At 72.1% G+C, this 19,429-nt stretch carries 15 protein-coding genes and 1 pseudogene; 6 read left to right on the top strand and 10 right to left on the bottom strand.

Going from position 1 to position 19,429, the window contains the following annotated elements; translation table 11 throughout:
• Nucleotides 1-147 precede the first annotated feature (147 nt).
• From ACWD2L_RS40195 to ACWD2L_RS40180, 4 genes and pseudogenes are all read right to left on the bottom strand, one after another.
• Nucleotides 148-413 (bottom strand): annotated as a pseudogene (locus ACWD2L_RS40195) (DUF4235 domain-containing protein).
• Nucleotides 410-886: a DUF3618 domain-containing protein gene (locus ACWD2L_RS40190; RefSeq protein ID WP_351332009.1), complete on the bottom strand. Its 477-nt coding sequence runs from the start codon at nt 884-886 to the stop codon at nt 410-412. Before ACWD2L_RS40190 ends, ACWD2L_RS40195 begins: the two are co-directional and overlap by 4 nt.
• Nucleotides 883-1,302 (bottom strand): phage holin family protein, encoded by a 420-nt coding sequence (locus ACWD2L_RS40185; RefSeq protein ID WP_351332011.1) that lies wholly within the window; start codon nt 1,300-1,302, stop codon nt 883-885. Before ACWD2L_RS40185 ends, ACWD2L_RS40190 begins: the two co-directional genes overlap by 4 nt.
• A 56-nt stretch (nt 1,303-1,358) precedes the next feature.
• Entirely contained in the window at nt 1,359-2,399 is a 1,041-nt protein-coding gene (locus ACWD2L_RS40180; RefSeq protein ID WP_351332013.1) for a YihY/virulence factor BrkB family protein, read from the bottom strand.
• A gap of 198 nt (nt 2,400-2,597) precedes the next feature.
• Here ACWD2L_RS40180 and ACWD2L_RS40175 point away from each other — a divergent pair, with 198 nt between their 5' ends.
• Complete coding sequence (locus ACWD2L_RS40175) at nt 2,598-3,554, top strand: TauD/TfdA dioxygenase family protein (protein ID WP_351332016.1); 957 nt, start codon at nt 2,598-2,600, stop codon at nt 3,552-3,554.
• Nucleotides 3,555-3,802: 248 nt separating this feature from the next.
• Here ACWD2L_RS40175 and ACWD2L_RS40170 read toward each other — a convergent pair whose 3' ends face one another.
• On the bottom strand, nt 3,803-4,210 hold the full coding sequence (locus ACWD2L_RS40170; RefSeq protein ID WP_351344122.1) for a CoA-binding protein: 408 nt from the start codon (nt 4,208-4,210) through the stop codon (nt 3,803-3,805).
• 82 nt (nt 4,211-4,292) lie between these two features.
• Complete coding sequence (locus tag ACWD2L_RS40165) at nt 4,293-6,263, bottom strand: APC family permease (RefSeq protein ID WP_351344119.1); 1,971 nt, start codon at nt 6,261-6,263, stop codon at nt 4,293-4,295.
• Nucleotides 6,264-6,433: 170 nt separating this feature from the next.
• On the opposite strand from ACWD2L_RS40165, the gene ACWD2L_RS40160 reads away from it, so the two are divergent.
• From ACWD2L_RS40160 to ACWD2L_RS40145, 4 genes are all read left to right on the top strand, one after another.
• Entirely contained in the window at nt 6,434-7,054 is a 621-nt protein-coding gene (locus ACWD2L_RS40160; RefSeq protein ID WP_351344116.1) for a YigZ family protein, read from the top strand.
• 188 nt (nt 7,055-7,242) lie between these two features.
• Nucleotides 7,243-8,409, top strand: a complete 1,167-nt coding sequence (locus ACWD2L_RS40155; protein ID WP_351344113.1) for an exonuclease SbcCD subunit D — start codon at nt 7,243-7,245, stop codon at nt 8,407-8,409.
• Complete coding sequence (locus ACWD2L_RS40150) at nt 8,406-11,654, top strand: SMC family ATPase (RefSeq protein ID WP_351344110.1); 3,249 nt, start codon at nt 8,406-8,408, stop codon at nt 11,652-11,654. Before ACWD2L_RS40155 ends, ACWD2L_RS40150 begins: the two co-directional genes overlap by 4 nt.
• Nucleotides 11,655-11,860: 206 nt before the next feature.
• Nucleotides 11,861-12,706 carry an SDR family oxidoreductase gene (locus ACWD2L_RS40145; RefSeq protein ID WP_351344107.1) on the top strand — a complete coding sequence of 282 codons (846 nt, stop codon included), beginning with the start codon at nt 11,861-11,863 and terminating at the stop codon, nt 12,704-12,706.
• 12 nt (nt 12,707-12,718) lie between these two features.
• On the opposite strand, the gene ACWD2L_RS40140 is transcribed toward ACWD2L_RS40145, so the two are convergent.
• Both ACWD2L_RS40140 and ACWD2L_RS40135 read right to left on the bottom strand, forming a co-directional pair.
• Nucleotides 12,719-14,407: a DUF885 domain-containing protein gene (locus tag ACWD2L_RS40140; RefSeq protein ID WP_351344104.1), complete on the bottom strand. Its 1,689-nt coding sequence runs from the start codon at nt 14,405-14,407 to the stop codon at nt 12,719-12,721.
• A gap of 20 nt (nt 14,408-14,427) precedes the next feature.
• A complete protein-coding gene (locus ACWD2L_RS40135) occupies nt 14,428-14,925 on the bottom strand; it encodes an Lrp/AsnC family transcriptional regulator (RefSeq protein WP_351344101.1) in 498 nt (165 codons plus the stop codon).
• Nucleotides 14,926-14,976: 51 nt separating this feature from the next.
• Between ACWD2L_RS40135 and ACWD2L_RS40130 the strand changes: the two genes are divergently transcribed.
• Nucleotides 14,977-16,248, top strand: coding sequence for a trans-sulfuration enzyme family protein (locus ACWD2L_RS40130; protein WP_351344098.1), 1,272 nt, complete (start codon nt 14,977-14,979; stop codon nt 16,246-16,248).
• Here ACWD2L_RS40130 and ACWD2L_RS40125 read toward each other — a convergent pair.
• Together ACWD2L_RS40125 and ACWD2L_RS40120 are read right to left on the bottom strand one after the other, a co-directional pair.
• The gene (locus ACWD2L_RS40125) at nt 16,151-17,455 is read right to left on the bottom strand and encodes a GNAT family N-acetyltransferase (protein WP_351344095.1); all 1,305 of its coding nucleotides are present in this window, start codon (nt 17,453-17,455) and stop codon (nt 16,151-16,153) included. The genes ACWD2L_RS40130 and ACWD2L_RS40125 overlap by 98 nt on opposite strands.
• Before the next feature lie 101 nt (nt 17,456-17,556).
• On the bottom strand, nt 17,557-19,137 hold the full coding sequence (locus ACWD2L_RS40120; protein WP_351344092.1) for an alkaline phosphatase D family protein: 1,581 nt from the start codon (nt 19,135-19,137) through the stop codon (nt 17,557-17,559).
• Nucleotides 19,138-19,429: the final 292 nt, after the last annotated feature.

Raw genomic sequence — 19,429 nt, 5'->3', positions numbered from 1 at the left:
GACACCCTCCAGGACATGCTGCGGTGCTGGACCGGCATCTGCACCACCTGCGGCCGTCCGCTCACCAGAGCCAGAACCTAACGAAGCACTACTAGGGCCTGTCAGGTTGACGTGAGGCCGGCTCTGGGTTGTCGTCGTACCCGTTCCTCAGTCGGGCCAGGTGCCGGTCAGGCCGCGGGTGACGGTGGCGCCGCCCCGGTCGACGGCCGTCTTGACCACGGAGAAGATGGCGCCCTGCACCGCGGCGGCCAGGAGCACCTCTCGCCACGTGCGGTCCTCATCGGTGGCATCGGGCGCGTCGTCCTCTTGCCGGAGCACCTTCCAGGTCTTCTTGAACACCGCTCCGGCGATCAGCCGCTGGTGGCACCCAGGAGCAGTCCGACGGGCTTGTAGGCGATCTCGACGGGTTTCATCGACGGTGCCCCCTCCGGCGCCGCCGCGCGAGGACGGCGACGATCACGAGCGCCCCGGTGCCGCCCAACAGCCGCGCCCGGTTCCGTCGGGCGGCGCCCACGCCACGGTGCGCGGTGTCCGTGACGGAGCGGGGAGCCTTGTCCTGCACCAGGTGGCCCGCCCGGGTGGCGGTGGTCCGCAGCTGGTCCGTGGCGCGGGCAGCCCCGTACTTCACCGGCTCGGGGGCCTTGTCCTTGACGCGCCGCGCCGCATGGGCGGCCTTGTCGGCGACCTGGGTCCGCAACTCCGCGGTCTTGTCGTCCGCCCGCTGTTTGGCCTGCGCCGCCGTGTCCCGGGCGCGGGCCTTGACGTCGGCCTTGGCGGCCAGTTCCGACACGGTCTGCCCCAACTCCTCGCGGGTGTCCTCGATGTGCTCACGCAGTTCTTCCGCGCCAGGAGCGGACGTCTTCTCGGTGGACTTGTCCGGGGTCATCGGTGGGCCCTCTCCCTGATCTCGTCGATGTCGGCGGTGACGCTCTCGATGGTCTGCCGCGGCGCGGGAGGCGTGGCCCTGCGGAGCTGCTTCCTGCCCAGGGCCGCCATGACGGCAGCGATGATCAGCAGCACGCCGGTGATGACAAGCCCCGAGACCCACAGCGGCACGGCCAGGGCAAGAGCGGCGACGGCAGTGGCCACCAGCGCCTGGCAGGCGAGGAAACCGACCAGTCCCGCGCCGCCGAACATGCCGCCGCCGAAGCCGAAGCGCTTGGCCTTCTCGGCCGTCTCCATCCGCGCCAGCCGCATCTCGGAACGCATCAGCTCCGTCAGCTGCCGCGAGGCTTGCTGGACCAGCTCGCTCACCGGTGCCTCGCCCCGCGCGAACGCCGTGCGGTCGCCACTCGACTGCATGATGGTCTCCCCTCATCTCCTCAATCGGTCGGTTCAATCGGTCGGTCGAGTACCCGTCAGTCCATGTCCATGCGACGCCGGTCCTGCTCGTCCCACTTGGCCGTGTCACGCGGCTGCGCGTACGGCTCCTCCTCTGCCGGGTGGCCGCCTGCGATCGCCTTCTGCCGCACCGCCTCGGCGTCGAATTCAAGGCCGAGCAGAACGGCCAGGTTGCTCACCCACAGCCAGACCAGGAAGACGATCACGCCGGCGAAGGTGCCGTAGGTCTTGTTGTACGAGGCGAAGTTGGCGACGTAGAAGGCGAAACCGGCGGAGGCCACCAGCCACAGCACCAGCGACAGGAAGCTGCCCGGAGTGACCCAGCGGAAGCCACGCACCTTCGCGTTCGGGGTGGCCCAGAACAGAATCGCGATCATGGTGATGACCAGGAGGGCCACGACCGGCCACTTGGCGACCGACCACACCGTAAGGACCGTGTCACCGATGCCGAGCGCGGCGCCGGCCTCCTTGGCGAGACTGCCGGTGAAGACCACGATGAGCGCGCTGACGACGGCCAGGAGCATCAGCACCACGGTCACGCCGAGACGTATCGGCAACACCTTCCAGACCGGGCGGCCCTCGGGCATGTCGTACACGGCGTTGGCCGTGCGGATGAACCCCGCCACGTAACCGGACGCCGACCACACGGCCAGGGCCAGGCCGACCAGCGCCATGACAGAGCCGAGCCCGGCGTTTCCCTGCAACTGCTCGACTGCCCGGGTGATGATGTCCCGCACCGATCCGGGAGGCAGCTGCCTGACGTTGGCGAGCAGCTTGTCGGTGGCCGACTCGCCCGCGACGCCCAGCAGTGACACCAGCACCAGCAGGGCGGGGAAGAGCGAAAGCACGCTGTAGTAGGTCAGCGCCGCCGCACGGTCGATCAGCTCGTCGTCCTTGAACTCCTTGAGCGTCCCTCGCAGCGCGGCCCACCACGAGCGCTTCGGCAGCTGCGTCGGAGAGTCCGGAGAACGGCGCTCCACCTCCGGGTCCGGACCGAACCGCTCCTGCGCGTCCCGATCCTCGTGATCTTCGTGTCGGATGTGCGATAGACGATCCATCCCCGGCGAGTACCCCGGACCGCCGAGTCACCCCTTGACATGTCGCACGTATTGCCACGCATTGCAAGGTCGTGAAGCGCTCCCGAAGGACCTTGACCGGCTCTCGGACCGCTGGCCAAGCTCCTGTTCATGAGCGCCGCGGCCCGCCGCCCCGGCCGAAGCGGAAACCGCCCACCCACCCAGTGAAGAGGTCCCGCCATGACGTCCACCGCACCCACCGCGCCCGCCGTCACCGTCGAGAAGGTCGGTGGCCGGATCGGCTCCGTCGTCTCCGGGGTCCGTCTCGGCGGCGACCTGGACGAGGCCACCGTGGCCGCGGTCCGGGCCGCCATCGTGGAACACAAGGTCGTCTTCTTCCGCGACCAGGACCACCTCGACGCCGGGAGCCACGAGGCGTTCGCCCGCCTCCTCGGCACCCCGGTCGCCCACCCCACCGTCCCGTCCGTCGACGGCCGCTACGCGCTCGGCATCGACAACGAGCACGGCGGGCGCGCCAACCAGTGGCACACCGACGTCACGTTCGTGCCCGCTTACCCCGCGTTCTCCATCCTGCGCGCCGAGGTCGTCCCGCCGTACGGTGGCAACACCCTGTGGTCCAACACCGCGGCCGCGTACGCCGAACTCCCGGAGCCCGTCCGGGTGTTGGCCGACAGCCTGCGCGGTGTGCACACCAACGACTACGACTACGCGGCGGCCCGCCCGGAGGCCCCGTCCGAGGCGCTCCAACAGCACCGCAAGGTGTTCACGTCGACCACGTTCCAGACCGAGCACCCGGTCGTGCGCGTACACCCGGAGAGCGGCGAACGCACCCTGATCCTCGGCAACTTCCTGCAGAAGCTCACCGGGTTCAACGCCCGCGACTCACGCGCGCTGATCAACATCCTCCAGTCGCACGTCGAACGGCCGGAGAACACGGTCCGCTGGCAGTGGCGCGCCGGCGACGTCGCCATCTGGGACAACCGGGCCACCCAGCACTACGGCGTGGACGACTCCGACGCCCACACCCGCACCCTGCGCCGCGTCACCATCGACGGCGACGTCCCGGTCGGCGTGGACGGCCGCCGCTCCACGCTGCTGTCCCCCACGTCGGTCCCGGAACCCGAATACGGCATCGCCTCCGGCGCCTCCACGGACGGCGAGTTCGCGCAGCCGTAGGGGCCCCGCTCACGGGGCTCCGCCCCGGACCCCGCGCCTCAAACGCCGGCGGGGCTGAAAAGATCGCCTCAATCGCCGCCGGGGCTTGATCGCCTCAAGCCCCGCCGGCGATTGAGGCGATCAAGCCTCCGCGGCGGGTGGGCCCATCCATCCCTCTGCGACGGGTGACCACCTCAAGCCCCTGCGGCGATTGAGCAGCGGGGTCCGGGGCGGAGCCCCGGGAGCGGGGGACGGGTGGCCGCGCCGGTTCAGTCGAGCCGCGGGATCTCGATGGCGGGGCACTTGTCCATGACCATGTCCAGTCCCGCGGCGCGAATCCGCTCGTACGCCCCCTCGTCGACGACACCGAGCTGGAACCACACGGCCTTCGCGCCGATGGCGGCGCCTTCGTCGGCGACGGGCCCGGCGAGCTCGCTGTTGACGAAGACATCGACCACATCAACCGGGAACGGGATGTCCGCGAGCGACACGTAGCCCTGCTCCCCGTGCACGGTCTCCGCCTTCGGATGCACCGGCACGACCCGCTTGCCGAAGCGCTGCAGGACGTCGGCGACCCCATAGGCGGCGCGGGACTGGTTCGAGGAGAGGCCGACCACCGCCCAGGTGTCCCCGGTCTCGGTGAGGATCTTGCGGACCGTGTCGTGATCGCCGTACATGGGACCTCCTGAGGGGTGTGCCTGGTATCCGTACTGTCCGTACGGGACAACTCCCCGCACGGCGCGGGGATTCCGGAGCAGCTCAGCCCACGTGGACGCGCGGCCGGCGCTCCGGATCGGGTTCGGCGCGGCGCAGCACTTCGCGGGTGACCGGGGCGACCTCGCCGTCGCCGAACACCAGGAAGCGCAGCAGGTGGCCGACGGGGTGGCCCTCGGTCCAGTTGAAGTAGGCGTGCGGGACGCTGCCGGTGCGTTCGCGCAGGTCCATGAGGACGGCGGCGGCCGTGTTGGGGACGCCGGGGCCGCGCACCCGAAGGCGGCGCACGCCGTGCTTCTCGTCGCCGTGGACGAGCAGGTCCTCGGTGAAGTCGGAGGAGTCCTGGATGAAGACCTCCAGGAACAGCACCCGGCCGTCGTCCGGCATGGGCGTGTCCTCGCGCTGGCAGTGCTCCTTGTCGCGGTACTCCGCGGTGGTGTGCTCCTGCGGCTCGTTCGCGATGATCCGCAGCGGGCCCTGCGCCGCCACCTCGTCGATCAGCCGCAGGGCCGTCTCGTCGTACGTGACCGCGCCCGCGCGCAGTTCGAAGGCGCGGTGGACACGGGACGCGAAGGAGGTGATGAGGATCGCCGCGATGAAGATGATCGCGATCTTGATGCCGTCGGGGCGTTCCACGACGTTCGTGACCAGGGTGTAGGCGAAGACCGCGGTGATCGCGCCGAAGCCGACCGTCGACTTTCGATGGCCACGCCGGTGCACCGCGACCGTCGACGCGAACGAAGCGGAGAGCATCAGCACCAGCACGCCGGTCGCGTACGCGCCGGACTGGTCGTCGACGTCGGCGTTGAACCAGAGGGTGATGAGGACCGCCGCCGCCATGAAGACGAGGACCAGCGGGCGCACGGCCCGCGTCCACTCGGGCGCCATGCCGTAGCGGGGCAGATAGCGGGGGACCAGGTTGAGCAGGCCTGCCATCGCGGAGGCGCCCGCGAACCACAGGATGGCGATCGTGGAGACGTCGTAGACCGTGCCGAAGCCCTCGCCGAGATAGGCGTGCGCGAGATAAGCGAGCGCGCGGCCGTTCGCCGAGCCGCCGGACTCGAACTCGTGCTGCGGGATCAGGATCGTCGTCGCGAGGCTGGACAGGAGCAGAAAACAGCTCATGATCAGCGCGGCCGTCGTGAGCAGCTTGCGGGTGTCGCGGATGCGGCCCTTCGGCTTCGCGTACGTGTCCGTGGAGTCACCCCGGACCTGCGGCATCACGGCGACGCCCGTCTCGAACCCGGACATGCCGAGCGCCAGCTTCGGGAACATGAGCAGCGCGACGCCGACCATCATGAACGGGGAGGAGTGCTCGGCCGTCATCGCGTCCCACCAGTTGCCGATCTTGACCGGCTCGGTGAACACATGGGCGGCAGCTGTGACCAGCACGACGATGTTCAGGGCCAGATACGCGCCCACGAGCACCACCGCGACCCGGATCGCCTCCCCGAAACCCTTGAGGAAGACCGCGCCGAGCGCCACGAGCAGCGCGAGCGTGATCCAGATGTTCTCGCCGTGCAGGCCGGAGGGCGCGAACGGGTTCTCGACGACGTGCGCCGCCGCGTCCGCCGCCGAGAGCGTCATCGTGATCATGAAGTCGGTGGCGGCGAAGCCGAGCAGTACGAGGACGAACAGCTTCCCCGCCCACCAGGGCAGCAGCCGCTCCAGCATCGCGATCGAACCCTCGCCGTGCGGCGACTCCTTCGCGACCCTGCGGTACACCGGCAGGGCGCCCAGCAGCGTGAGCGCGATGAGAACGAGCGTCGCCAGCGGCGAAAGGAGTCCTGCCGCGAGCGCCGCGATCCCCGGCTGGTAGCCGAGCGTCGAGAAGTAGTCGACACCCGTCAGACACATCACGCGCCACCACTTGTGACCCTTGTGCTCCTCGGGCGCGTGCCCGTGCGGACCCTGATGGCGGGCCGTCTGCTCGCTCAGCCCCTCCAGCAGCCAGGAGCGGAAGCGGCTCGTGGAGGCTGCGGGTGCGGCAGGACTCTCGGCCGGGGTGCCGGTCATGTGGCGGGCGTTTCCTGTCGGGTGACTCGGGTGACTCGGGCGGCTCGGACTACTTGGGCGTCTCGGGTGACTTGGGTGACTGTCTGGGACGACGAGCGAGTATCCATCACATCGTCACCTGTGCATCGGGCGGGGGCGAGTCCTGTACGACCTGCGCATACGCTGGTCCGATGCAGGACGAGTACCGCACGGTGGCCCGCGAGGGCGTGCACGAGACAGAGATCAGCCGCTCCCGGTTCCTGTGCGCGCTCGCGCCCGCCGCGACCGAGGAGGAGGCCCAGGCCTTCGTCGCGCGCGTCCGCAAGGAACACCCGACGGCCAACCACAACTGCTACGCCTACGTCATCGGGGCCGACGCCTCCGTACAGAAGGCGAGCGACGACGGCGAGCCGGGCGGCACCGCGGGCGTGCCGATGCTGCAGATGCTCACCCGGCGCGACATGCGCTACGTCGTCGCCGTGGTCACCCGCTACTTCGGCGGCGTGAAGCTCGGCGCCGGTGGCCTCATCCGCGCCTACGGAGGCGCGGTGGGCGAAGCCCTCGACACACTCGGCACGGTGACGCGCCGCCGCTTCCGCCTCGCCACGGTGACGGTCGACCACGCGCGCGCGGGCAAGACGGAGAACGACCTGCGGTCCACGGGCTGCGAGGTCCGGGATGTCCGGTACGGCGCGGAGGTCACCATCGAGATCGGCCTCCCGGAATCGGACATCGCCCGCTTCCGGGGTTGGCTCGCCGATGCAACGGCGGGCACGGCGGTCTTCGAACTGGGCGGCGAGGCCTACGGGTGACCGGCATTAAGCCCCTGCGGCGATTGAGCAGCGGGGTCCGGGGCGGAGCCCCGATCTTTTGAAGCCCCGCCGGCGATTGAGGCGCGGGGTCCGGGGCAGAGCCCCGAGTCGTGGGGACCGGCTCCCGCAACAGGTCACCCGGGCGTAACCCCCCGCCATGTCAGACCCACCCGTTAGCCTCGTGCAACATGAGGTTCCTGCACACATCCGACTGGCACCTGGGCCGCTCCTTCCACCGCGTGAACATGCTCGACGCCCAGTCCGCGTTCATCGCCCACCTCGTGGCGACCGCGCGCGAGCGCGACGTCGACGCCGTGGTCGTGTCGGGTGACGTGTACGACCGGGCGGTGCCGCCACTCGCCGCCGTGGAGCTCTACGACGACGCCCTGCACCGCCTCGCCGAACTCGGCGTGCCCACCGTGATGATCTCCGGGAACCACGACTCGGCCCGCCGCCTCGGCGTCGGCGCGGGCCTCATCGGCCGGGCCGGCATCCACCTGCGGACGGATCCGTCCCGTTGCGGGGAGCCGATCGTGCTGCCGGACGCGCACGGCGACGTCGCGTTCTACGGACTGCCGTATCTCGAACCGGCGCTGGTGAAGGACGAGTTCGGGGTGGCGAAGGCCGGGCACGAGCAGGTGCTGGCCGCCGCCATGGAGCGCGTGCGGACCGACCTCGCCGCACGCCCGGCCGACACCAGGTCCGTCGTCCTCGCGCACGCCTTCGTGACCGGGGGCGCGCCCAGTGACAGCGAGCGGGACATCACGGTGGGCGGCGTCTCGGCCGTCCCGTCCGGGGTCTTCGACGGCGCGGACTACGTGGCGCTCGGGCATCTGCACGGCAGCCAGGTCATCAGTGACCGGGTCCGCTACTCGGGCTCCCCGCTGCCGTACTCGTTCTCGGAGGCCGACCACCGCAAGAGCATGTGGCTGATCGACCTCGACGCCGAGGGCGCGGTCACCGCCGAGCGCCTCGACTGCCCGGTGCCGCGCCCGCTGGCCCGCCTCCGCGGTGACCTCGAAGACCTCCTCGACGCCCCGGAGCTCGACCGCCACGAGGAATCGTGGGTGGAGGCGACGCTCACGGACGCGATCCGGCCGGACGACCCGATGGCCCGCCTCTGCGACCGTTTCCCGCACACCCTCAGCCTGCTCTTCGACCCGCGTCGCACGGACGACGAGGAGCCCGACGCCAGCTACGCCGAGCGCCTCAAGGGGCGTGACGACCACGAGATCGCGGAGGACTTCGTGACCCACGTCCGGGGCGCGGGGCCCGACGAGAACGAGCGGGTGGTGCTGCGGGCCGCGTTCGACGCCGTCCGCGCGGACGATGTGGTGCACGAGGTGGCCAGGTGAGGCTGCACACACTCACGATCACGGCGTTCGGCCCCTTCGGCGCCACGCAGAAGGTCGACTTCGACGACCTGTCGGCGGCGGGACTCTTCCTCCTCCACGGGCCGACGGGCGCGGGCAAGACGTCCGTCCTCGACGCGGTCTGCTACGCGCTGTACGGGTCCGTGCCCGGCGCCCGGCAGGGTGGCGGCGGTCAGGGCCAGAACCTGCGCAGCGACCACGCCGAGGCGGGCGTGCGCACGGAGGTGACCCTCGACCTGACCGTCGCGGGCCGCCGCCTGGAGATCACCCGGCAGCCGCCCCACCTCCGCCCCAAGAAGCGCGGCACCGGCTTCACCACGGAGAAGGCGCAGAGCTGGCTGCGCGAGTACGACGCCGTGGCGGCGAAGTGGAAGGACCTCAGCCGCTCCCACCAGGAGATCGGCGAGGAGATCACGCAGCTGCTCGGCATGAGCAAGGACCAGTTCTGCCAGGTGGTCCTCCTCCCGCAGGGCGACTTCGCACGGTTCCTGCGGGCCGATGCCGAGGCCCGCGGCAAGCTGCTCGGCCGGCTCTTCGACACGCATCGGTTCGCGGCCGTGGAGCAGCGGCTCGCCGAGGACCGCAAGGGCGCGCAGAAGCAAGTGGCCGCCGGCGACGCGGAGTTGCTGGCCGACGCCCACCGTATGCAGCAGGCGGCGGGGGACGTCGTGGAACTGGAACCCGTCGACGCGGCGCCGGGCGACCCCGGTATCGCGGACTCCGTCCTGGCCTGGGCGGCCACCGCCCGCTCGACCGCGCGCGAGCACTTCACGCACACCCATCTCGCCCTGGACGCGGCCGAGTCGGCGCGGATCGCGGCGCAGCGTGAGCTCTCCGAGGCGACGGAGACGGACCGTCTGCAACTCCGCCACGCGCGGGCCCGCGAGCGGGAGGCGGCCCTGGAGGAGCGGGCCGGGGAGCACCAGGCCCTCCAGGACCGGATGGACCGGGCCCGCAAGGCGGCGACGGTGGAACCGGCGCTGGCCCTCCGGGAGGAGTCGGAGGCGGCGCACCGGGAGGCGTTGACGGAGGACCGGCGCGCCCGGGGCGAGCTGCGGGCGGTGTGGCCGGGGTCCGTGCGCAGGGCGGATGCCGGTGTCGACAGCGCTTACGGTGCGGGCGGCGCACATGCCGATGGCCGGGCGGCCGGTGCGGACGAAGTGGCCGCGGAAGACGGGCTCCACCCGACGCCGACCGATCCGGAGGCCCACGGCGGGTCTGCGGCCGCCGGAGCGCCGGGGGCCTCGGGCCTCGACGGGACCGGCTCCGTGTTCGGCACCGGGGCGGAGCAGATGTACGCGGACGCCGGCGTCCCGGTCTCGCCGGAGGCGCTCGTCGAAGCCGCCCGGCGTGTCGCTCAAGAACTCGGGGGGCTCGACGCGGCGCGGCGGGGCGAGCGGCGGCTCGCCGGGCTCACGCGGGAGCGCGCCGAACTCGACCGTGAGGAGCGCGCCGACACCGAGCTGCTCGCCGACACCGAAGGCTGGCTCGACGGCTGGGACGCCCGGCGAGCCGACCTCCAGGCCCGCGTCGACGAGGCGCAGGAGGCCGCCACCCGCGCCGAACACCTCGCGGGACAACTCGAACCGGCTCGCAAGCAGGCCCGCGCCGCCGTCGAACGCGACCGGCTCACCGGGCGCGCCGAAGCCGCCGACACCGAGGCGCTGCGCGCCCGCGAGCAGGCGGCGACCGCGCACGAGCACTGGCTCGGCCTGAAGGAGCAGCGACTGCGCGACGTCGCCGCCGAACTCGCCGAGGCACTCGTCGACGGCGAACCCTGCACCGTGTGCGGGGCAAGCGAACACCCCGCGCCCATGCGGAAGTCCGAGGGACACGTCGACCGGGCCGCCGAGGAGTCCGCGCTCGCCGCCTACCGCACCGCCGACGGGCACCGCACCCGGGCCGAGCGCGCCCTGGGCGACGTCCGGGAGGAGCTGGCGGCGGCGAAGGCCGCGGCGGGGGACGGGCTCGCCGCGCAACTCGCCGAGGAAGCCCGCGAATTGACGGCGCGACACGCCGAGACACACGCCCTCGCGGCCACGGCACATCCCGCCCGCGAGACCCTTGCCCGCGCCGACAGCGAGCGCGACCGGCGCCTCGCCGTCCGCCAGGAGGCCGCGCAGCGCAGCGCCGCCCGTACGTCGCTGCGTGACGCGTTGGACCGTGAACAGGCGGGCCTGGAACGGGAGTTGGCGGAGGCGCGCGACGTGGCCGAGAGCGTCGAGGCCCGCGCGGAGCAGCTGGAGCGGCAGGGCGCGCTGCTCACCGAGGCGGCCGACGCGGCCCGCGCGGTCGAGGACACGGCGCGGCGCCTCAAGGAAGCGGACGCGCGACTCGCCGACGCGGCGTTCCGGGCCGGGTTCGACACGCCGGAGGCCGCGGGCGCCGCGCTGCTCGACGACGCCCGGCATCGCGAGCTCCAGCACCGCCTGGACGCGCGGCAGTCGGAGGAAGTGGCCGTACGCGCGGTGCTCGCCGAGGAGGACACCGCCGAGGCCGCCCGCAGACCGGCGGCCGACGTCGCCGCGGCGCGGGCCGCCGCGCAGGGTGCCGACGCGCGGGTACGGACGGCCGGGTCCGCGCGCGACGCGGCGCAGCGGCGCTGCGCCGAACTCGACCGGCTCTCGCGCCGTGCCGCCACCGAGGCCCGGCGCCTCGGCCCGCTGCGCGAGACGTACGACCGGGTGGCCCGCCTCGCGTCCCTCGCGGCCGGTACCGCCGCCGACAACGAGCGCAAGATGCGCCTGGAGTCGTACGTACTGGCTGCCCGCCTGGAGCAAGTGGCGGCGGCGGCGACCGCGCGGCTGCGTCGTATGTCGTCGGGCCGCTACACGTTGGTGCACTCCGACTCCCTTGCGGGGCGCGGTCGTTCGGGTCTCGGCCTGCATGTCGTCGACGCGTGGACGGGGCGCGAGCGTGACACGGCGACGCTTTCCGGGGGTGAGACGTTCTTCGCCTCGCTCGCCCTGGCGCTGGGCCTCGCGGATGTCGTGACGGACGAAGCGGGGGGTGTCCGTCTCGACACGCTCTTCATCGACGAGGGGTTCGGCAGTCTCGACGATCAGACGCTCGACGAGGTGCTCGACGTTCTCGACTCCCTGCGTGAGCGGGACCGTAGCGTCGGCATTGTGAGCCACGTCGGCGATCTGCGGCGGCGTGTGCACGCGCAGTTGGAGGTCGTGAAGGGGCGGGAGGGGTCGGTGGTACGGCAGGCCTGCGGCCGCTGACCATCCCCGTCGTGGCCGCCCGTCCTCCGGCCACGGGGCTCCGCCCCGGACCCCGCGCCTCAATCGCCGGCGGGGCTGGAAAGATCGGGGATCCGCCGCGGACCCCGCTGCTCAATCGCCGCAGGGGCTTGATTTGCCGGCCCCACCCGCCCCGGCCCGCCGAAATCCGTGTGCGTCCCCGTCCCGACCCCGGCATGATGCGCACCATGCCGAGCCTCTCTCACCCCACCCCTACCGAATTCCGGCGCGAACCCCTCCCGCTGCGGGGGCGTGCAGCTCTGGTCACCGGTGCGAGCCGGCGCGCCGGGATCGGGTTCGCCGTGGCGCGGCGGCTCGTCGCGTACGGGGCGAGCGTGTATCTGCACCATCACGTGGCGCACGACGAGGCGATGCCGTGGGGCGGCGACCGGCCCGCCGAGGTGGCCGACGCCGTGCGGGAGGTGCGCGGCGTGCCGGACGCCGTCGTGGCGCACGGGCCGGCGGATCTGACCGAACCCGGCGCCCCCGCGCGCCTGGTCCAGGACGCCGCGGAAGCGCTCGGTGGACGCCTCGACATCGTCGTCGCCAACCACGCCCTCAGCGGCAGCGACGGCACGCTCGACACCATCGACGCCGCCATGCTGGACGCTCATTGGGCCGTCGACGCGCGTTCCGTTCTCCTGCTGGTACAGGCCTTCGCTCGGCACAGGAGTCCCTACGAGGGCGCACCCGGCGGGCGCGTCGTCATGATGACCTCCGGTCAGGACATCGCCGACGGGATGCCCGACGAGATCGCGTACGCCCTGCAAAAGGGTGCGCTCGCATCGGTCACACGCACACTCGCGACGGCCCTCGCCCCGCAAGGCGTCACCGTGAACACCGTCAACCCCGGCCCGGTGGACACCGGTTACCTGGACGGCGAGGCGTACGACTCGATCGCCGAACTGTTCCCCGCCAAGCGGTGGGGGATGCCCGATGATCCGGCGCGGCTCATCGCGTGGCTGGCCACGGACGAGGCCGCGTGGATCACCGGGCAAGTCATCGACTCGGAGGGCGGCTTCCGCCGGAGCTGAGGGGGCCGTCCCTCAGAGCTTCGACAACTCGTCCACCAGGTCGTCCAGGCCCAGCGAGCCCTGCGAAAGCGCCGCCATGTGCCACGCCTTCGCGTCGAAGGCGTCCCCGTGCGCGGCCTGCGCGCCCGCGCGGCCCAGCAGCCACGCCCGCTCGCCCAGCTTGTAGCCGATCGCCTGGCCGGGGATGGAGAGGTACCGGGTCAGTTCGCTCTCCACGAAGTCCGCCGGGCGGCTGCTGTGCGCGCCGAAGAACTCCTGCGCGAGCTCGGACGTCCAGTGCTCGCCGGGGTGGAACGGGGAGTCCGCGGGGATGTCGAGTTCCAGGTGCATGCCGATGTCGACGATGACGCGGCAGGCGCGCATCATCTGCGCGTCCAGGTAGCCGATCCGGGTCTCCGCGTCCGTGAGGAAGCCCAACTCGTCCATCAGCCGCTCCGCGTACAGCGCCCAGCCCTCTGCGTTCGCCGAGACGATGCCGAGCGTCGCCTGGTAGCGGGAGAGGTCACCGGCGACGTGCGCCCACTGGGCGAGCTGGAGATGGTGGCCCGGGACACCCTCGTGGTACCAGGTCGACACCAAGTCGTACACGGGGAAGCGGGTCTGACCCATCGTCGGCAGCCATGTGCGGCCGGGGCGCGAGAAGTCCTCCGACGGAGGTGTGTAGTACGGCGCGGCGGCGCTGCCGGCGGGCGCGATGCGGGACTCCACCTGCCGTACGCGGTCGGCGAGTTCGAAGTGTGTTCCGTCGAGCGCGCCGATCGCCTCGTCCATCAGCTTCTGCAGCCACTGCCGCACCTCGTCGACGCCCTCGATGTGCCGCCCGTGCTCGTCGAGGTGCGCGAGCGCCACCCACGGGGTCGCGGCGCCGGGCAGGATCTTCTCGGCTTCCGTACGCATCTCGGCGAGCAGCCGGTGGAACTCGCTCCAACCGTACGCGTACGCCTCGTCCAGATCGAGGTCCGTGCCGTTGTAGTAGCGCGACCAACGCGCGTAGCGCTCGCGGCCCACCACGTTCGGCGCGCCCTCGACGGCGGGCGCGTACACGTCCCGCATCCAGTCGCGCAGTTCGACGGTCGCGGCGTCCGCCGTGCGGGCCGCGGATGTCAGCTCTTGGCGCAGCGTCTCGGGTCCCGCGGCCGTGAACTCCTCGAACCAGCCCTGCCACTCGTCGAGTTGGCCGATGAACGTCTCCGTCGGCCGCGGCGCCGCGTGCAGCTTGCGGTCCAGGCCGAGCGCGAGCGTCTCCCGGTAGCCGGCGAACGCCGCGGGCACGGCGCGCAGCCGCTCGGCGATCGCGGCCCAGTCCTCGTCGGTGTCGGTCGGGGTGACCGTGAACACCTCGCGCGCGTTGTGGATCGGCGAGCCGAGGTTGGAGACCTCCCGCAGGTGCTCGTCAGCGTCGTGCACCGCGAGCGCGGCGGTCAGGCGTTCGCGCAGCAGCCGGGCGCAGCGCCGCTCGACGTCGCTGTCGGCGCCGGGCGCGCGCTCCGCCTCGTCGAGCCGCGCGAGGGTCTCCCGCGCGAGGTCCGCGACGGCGGCGAGTCCTGCGGGGGACAGGTCGGGCAGCTTGCTGTGGGCCTCCCGGACGCCCAGGTAGGTGCCCTCCACGGGGTTGAGGGCGACCATCGCGTCGACGTAGGCGTCGGCGACCTGTCGGGGCAGCGGGGCGGTGGGGGGATGAGGGTTCGCGGTGTGTGGCATGCGACACATCCTCGTACGGGTCAGGGGGTCACGTCACCATGATTCGCCGCGGGCGGAAGCAGCGGACCGCACTCCCACTGCTGGAAGATCAACCGGGTCTCGACGCGCGCCACTTCGGGGCGCGACGTGAACGAATCGAGCACGAGCCGCTGAAGATCCGCCATGTCGTGCACGGCGACGTGCACCAAGTAGTCGTCCGGACCGGTCAGATGGAACACGGTGCGCGCCTCCGGCAGCGCGCGGACCCGCTCCACGAAAGGGCCGACGAGCTCCCGGCGGTGCGGGCGCACCTGCACCGAGAGGAGCGCCTCCAGGCCGCGGCCCAGCTTGGCCGGGTCGAGCCGCAGCACATGCCCGAGGATCACGCCGGAGCGCCGCAGCCGGTTCACCCGGTCGAGGCACGTGGAGGGCGCGACGCCGACCTGCGCCGCGAGGTCCCGGTACGTGGTGCGGGCGTCGTTCTGCAGCAGCCGCAGTATGTCCAGGTCGACCGGATCGAGTACGACGGAGTCGGTCATCAGCCGAACGTAGCACGGGAGTCGAATCACAGACCCCGCCCGTTGTTCAGGATGCCGACCATGGATACGCACTGGGACACGAGCGGCGCCCGCACCCGGGCCTTCGCCACCGAAGCCGTGCACGCGGGCCGCGACGACCTCGCCGCTCTCGGCCTGCACGCCCCGCCCCTCGACCTGTCCACCACCTACCCGTCCGCCGACACCCGCGCGGAGGCCGCCCGCATCGACGCGTTCGCCGCCGACGGCGCCCTCGACGACGGGCCGCCCGTCTACGGCCGCCTCGGCAACCCGACCGTCGCCCGCTTCGAGACCGCACTCGCGCGCCTCGAAGGCACGGACAGCGCGGTCGCGTTCGCGAGCGGCATGGCGGCGCTGACGGCCGTGCTCCTCGTACGTCTCGGAGCGGGCCTGCGGCACGTCGTCGCGGTCCGCCCGCTGTACGGGTGCAGCGACCATCTGCTGACGGCGGGAGCGCTCGGCTCCGAGGTGACATGGGTCGACCCGGCGGGGATCGCCGACGCGATCCGGCCCGACACCGGCCTCGTCATGGTGGAATCGCCCGCCAACCCGACGCTCGCGGAGGTCGATCTGGCGGCCGTCGCGCACGCCTGCGGCTCGGTGCCGCTGCTCGTCGACAACACGTTCGCGACGCCCGTGCTCCAGCGGCCCGCCGAGAGCGGGGCGCGGCTCGTCCTGCACAGCGCCACGAAGTACATCGGCGGCCACGGCGACGTCCTCGGTGGTGTCGTGGCCTGCGACGAGGCCTTCGCGCGGGAGCTGCGCAAGGTGCGGTTCGCGACCGGCGGGGTGCTGCATCCGCTCGCCGGCTATCTGCTGTTGCGGGGGCTCTCGACCCTGCCCGTACGCGTGCGTGCCGCGTCCGTGACGGCCGCGGAGCTGGTCCGGCGGCTCGCCGGGGACCCGCGCGTGACCCGCGTCCACTATCCGCGGATCGGCGGCGCCATGGTCGCCTTCGAGGTCGCGGGCGACCCGCACGCGGTGACCGCCGGGGTCGGACTGATCACCCCGGCGGTCAGCCTCGGTAGCGTCGACTCGCTGATCCAGCACCCGGCCTCGATCAGCCACCGCGTGGTCGCCGCCGACGACCGCAGAGCGGCGGGCGTCGGCGACCGGCTGCTGCGGCTGTCGGTCGGCCTGGAGGACGTCGAGGACCTGTGGGCGGACCTGGACCGGGCGTTGGGCGCGGGCGAGCCCGAGCCCGAACTCAGTGCTGCTCAGCCGGCTCGTACGCGTCCGGGTGTGCGTCCTCGTCCGCGTACGGAAGCAAGGACGCCACCCGTGCCGCATCGAGCCGTGCGGTGATCACCAGCGTGCCCTCCTCGATCTGGTAGTCGAGGGGCAGGCCGAGGCCGCGCATCGCCGCGACCATGCCCGTGTTGGCCGACTGCGTCACCGCGTACACGCCGGCGCACCCCGCCTCGATCGCCATCGCGACCAGGCGGCCGAGGAGTTCGGCGCCGATGCCGCGGCGCTGCCAGTCGTCCTCCACGAGCAGCGCGACCTCGGTCTCGTCGCCGTCCCACAGGAGGTGGCCGAGGGCGACTATCCGTCCGGAGGCGGTCTGTGCGGCGAGGGTGCGGCCGTGGCGGGGGCTGAGCAGGTGGTTCAGGTAGCGGTCCGCGTCGGAGACGGGCCCGTGGTAGCGGCGGCGCAACGTGGCTTGCGAGCACCGCTCGTGCATCGCCCTCGACAGGGCGAGGTCGCCGCTGTCGGCGCGCCGCACGGTGATGTCGTTGCCCTCGGGCAGCGTCAGGACGTCCTCCCCGTTCGGCACCCGCGGGCCGAGCCGGGTGTCGAGCTCCACGAGGGCGCGGGCGCGCGCGAACTCGGTGGGCGTGAACGGCAGATAGGGCCGCTCCACCGCGATGACCCCGCCCTCCGGGGTACGAAGCCGCAGCGCGGTGTCGTCGAAGCCGCCCTCGACCGGCGCGCCGCCGGACGCGGCGACCGCCTTCGCCGGCAGCGACCTGATCGTGCAGCGGCCCAGCAACTGGCGCAGGGCGAGCGGGAGTTCGGCCGCGTCGAGGGCCGTTCGGGTGGCGAGGCCGAGGATGCGGGTCGGGGCGTCCACCAGGTCGTGGGCGTCCGCGCGCTCGACCCAGGTGTCGGCGCCGCCCGCGCCCGCGACGGCCCCGGCCAGCTCGCCCGAGGTCAACTCCTCGGGCGCGCGCAGCAGGAACTCGTCCACGGTGCCCTGCGCCAGCGGGTGCGTCTGAAGGCTCAGGATGTCGACCCGCCGGCGGGCGAGCACTGTGCACAGCGCGGCCAGCGACCCCGGCGCGTCCCGCACGGTCGTGCGCATCCGCCACAGCGTGCTGCTCGCCGGGTCGAGCGGCCCGGCCGCGGCCTCCGGTTCCGTGGAGGCGGGCGGCCGGGCGTCGGTATCCGCCGTGGGTGGCGCGTGCTCCTTGCGTCCTGTCCTGAGTAGCCGGAACCCGGCGGTGGCAGCGGCGAGCAGGGCCGCGGCGCAGCAGAGGACAACAGCGACAACATGCGTCTCGTTACTCATGCGCCCACTGTGCAGGACCGGTGTTGCGTGATCACAAACGCTTTGTGACCGACGGGTTAAGCATGCTTATGTCTGGTTTTGGGGGTTGGGTGGCCGAGAGGTCACTGCCCCACCCGCCCCGGCTGCAACGTCTGCGAGAACAGCACGTCGCCGCCCTCTTGCCGCAGCCGTACGGTGAGTTCCCCGCTGCCGCCGTCGATCTCGACCTCCCCGAAGTACGGCGGGGTCTCGGCCGGCGAGGTGTTGTTCCGGTCCGGTGACTTGATGAAGACCTGCCGCGGGCCGAACGTCTCGTCCAGCTTCAGCGCCTTGAACCCGCCCGCCGCGAGCGGCCCCGACACGAACTCCCAGAACGGCTCGAAGTCCTTGAACGCGGCGTTCGACGGCTCGTAGTGCTGCGCGGACGTGTAGTGCACGTCGGTCGTCAGCCACAGCGTGCCGGTGATCCGCTCGTGCTTGATGTGCCGCAGCAGCTCGGCGAGCTGGAGCTCGCGCCCGAGCGGCGCGCCGGGGTCGCCCTGCGCCACCGCCTCGAAGTTCGTGCCGTCCGGGACGACGAGGCCCAGCGGCATGTCGGAGGCGATCACCTTCCACACGGCGCGCGAGCGGGACAGCTCCCGCTTCAGCCACGTGAGCTGCTCAGCGCCGAGGATCCCGGTCGCGTCCTCGGTCTGCCGCCCCGGAGAGTTGGCGTTCCGGTACGTCCGCATGTCCAGCACGAACACGTCGAGCAGCGGCCCCTGTCGCAGCACCCGGTACACCCTCCCGTCGTCGCCCGGCGGCAGCGTGGAGACGGGGAAGTACTCGCTGAACGCGCGCAGCGCACGGCCGGACAGCACATCGACGTTCTTCTCGGTGTAGCGCTCGTCGCTGAGGATCTGGCCCGGGTACCAGTTGTTGTGCACCTCGTGGTCGTCCCACTGCGTGATCGTGGGGATCTGGGCGTTGAAGCGGCGCAGGTTCTCGTCGAGCAGGTTGTAGCGGAACGCGCCGCGGAACTCGGCGAGCGTCTCGGCGACCTTGGACTTCTCCTCGGTGGTCACATTGCGCCACACGCGCCCGTCCGGCAGCGTCACGCTCGGCAGGATCGGGCCGTCGGCGTAGATGTTGTCGCCACTGCACAGGAAGAAGTCCGGGTCGAGGGCGCGCATGTCCTCGTACACGCGGTAGCCGCCGCGGTCCGGGTTGATGCCCCAGCCCTGCCCGGCGATGTCCCCGGACCACAGGAACCGCACCCCGTCCCGGCGCGACACGGACGCCGTACGGAAGGTCCCCTCGACGGGTTCGCCGGTGCGCCGCGGGTCGTCCGGGTCGGCGAGTCGCACGCGGTAGTGGATCTGCTCGCCGGGCGGCAGTCCGCGCAGCCGGGTCGTCCCGGTGAAGTCCGTGTCGGGGCCGATCAGCGGTCCCCGCCATCTGGTGACGTTCCGATACGTGTCGGTGGCCGACGTCTCCACGACCATCCGCGCGGGCCGGTCGGAGCGCACCCACACCAGGCCCGAGTGCGCGCCCACGTCGCCCGCCTGGACGCCCCAGCCGGCCTTCGGACGCCCGGACAGCGCGAACGCGGGCGCGGCGGCTGCCCCGCCGACCGTCGGAAGGGCCAGCGCCGCGGACGTGGCGAGCGCGCCGCGCAGCACTCCGCGACGGTCGGGCTGAGGGGTTTGCGGACGATCTGACATGGACGCCTCCAGTGACGGTCTCGACGACAGCACGGTGCCACGGCCTGCGCGCGGCGCCGCGTTGCCACTCCTACTGCGGTGCCACGGCGCACACACGAACCCCAAGTCACCTTCTCGGCCGTGAACGGCCGAGCTTGTACGGCTCGGTTCGTTCACACCTTGTCGCGCTCCCGACTGCCCCCTACGACAGGACGGTCACGGGTCGCATCTCTCCTCAGCGGCTGCGTGCCGGTGAGGGGACGGGCATGGTGACGAATGCCCACGCCGAGCGTGCGCGGTTGCGCACGTTGAC

It is taken from the genome of Streptomyces sp. NPDC002754 (assembly GCF_053592315.1).
This window is presented reverse-complemented; position numbering and strand designations above follow the sequence as displayed.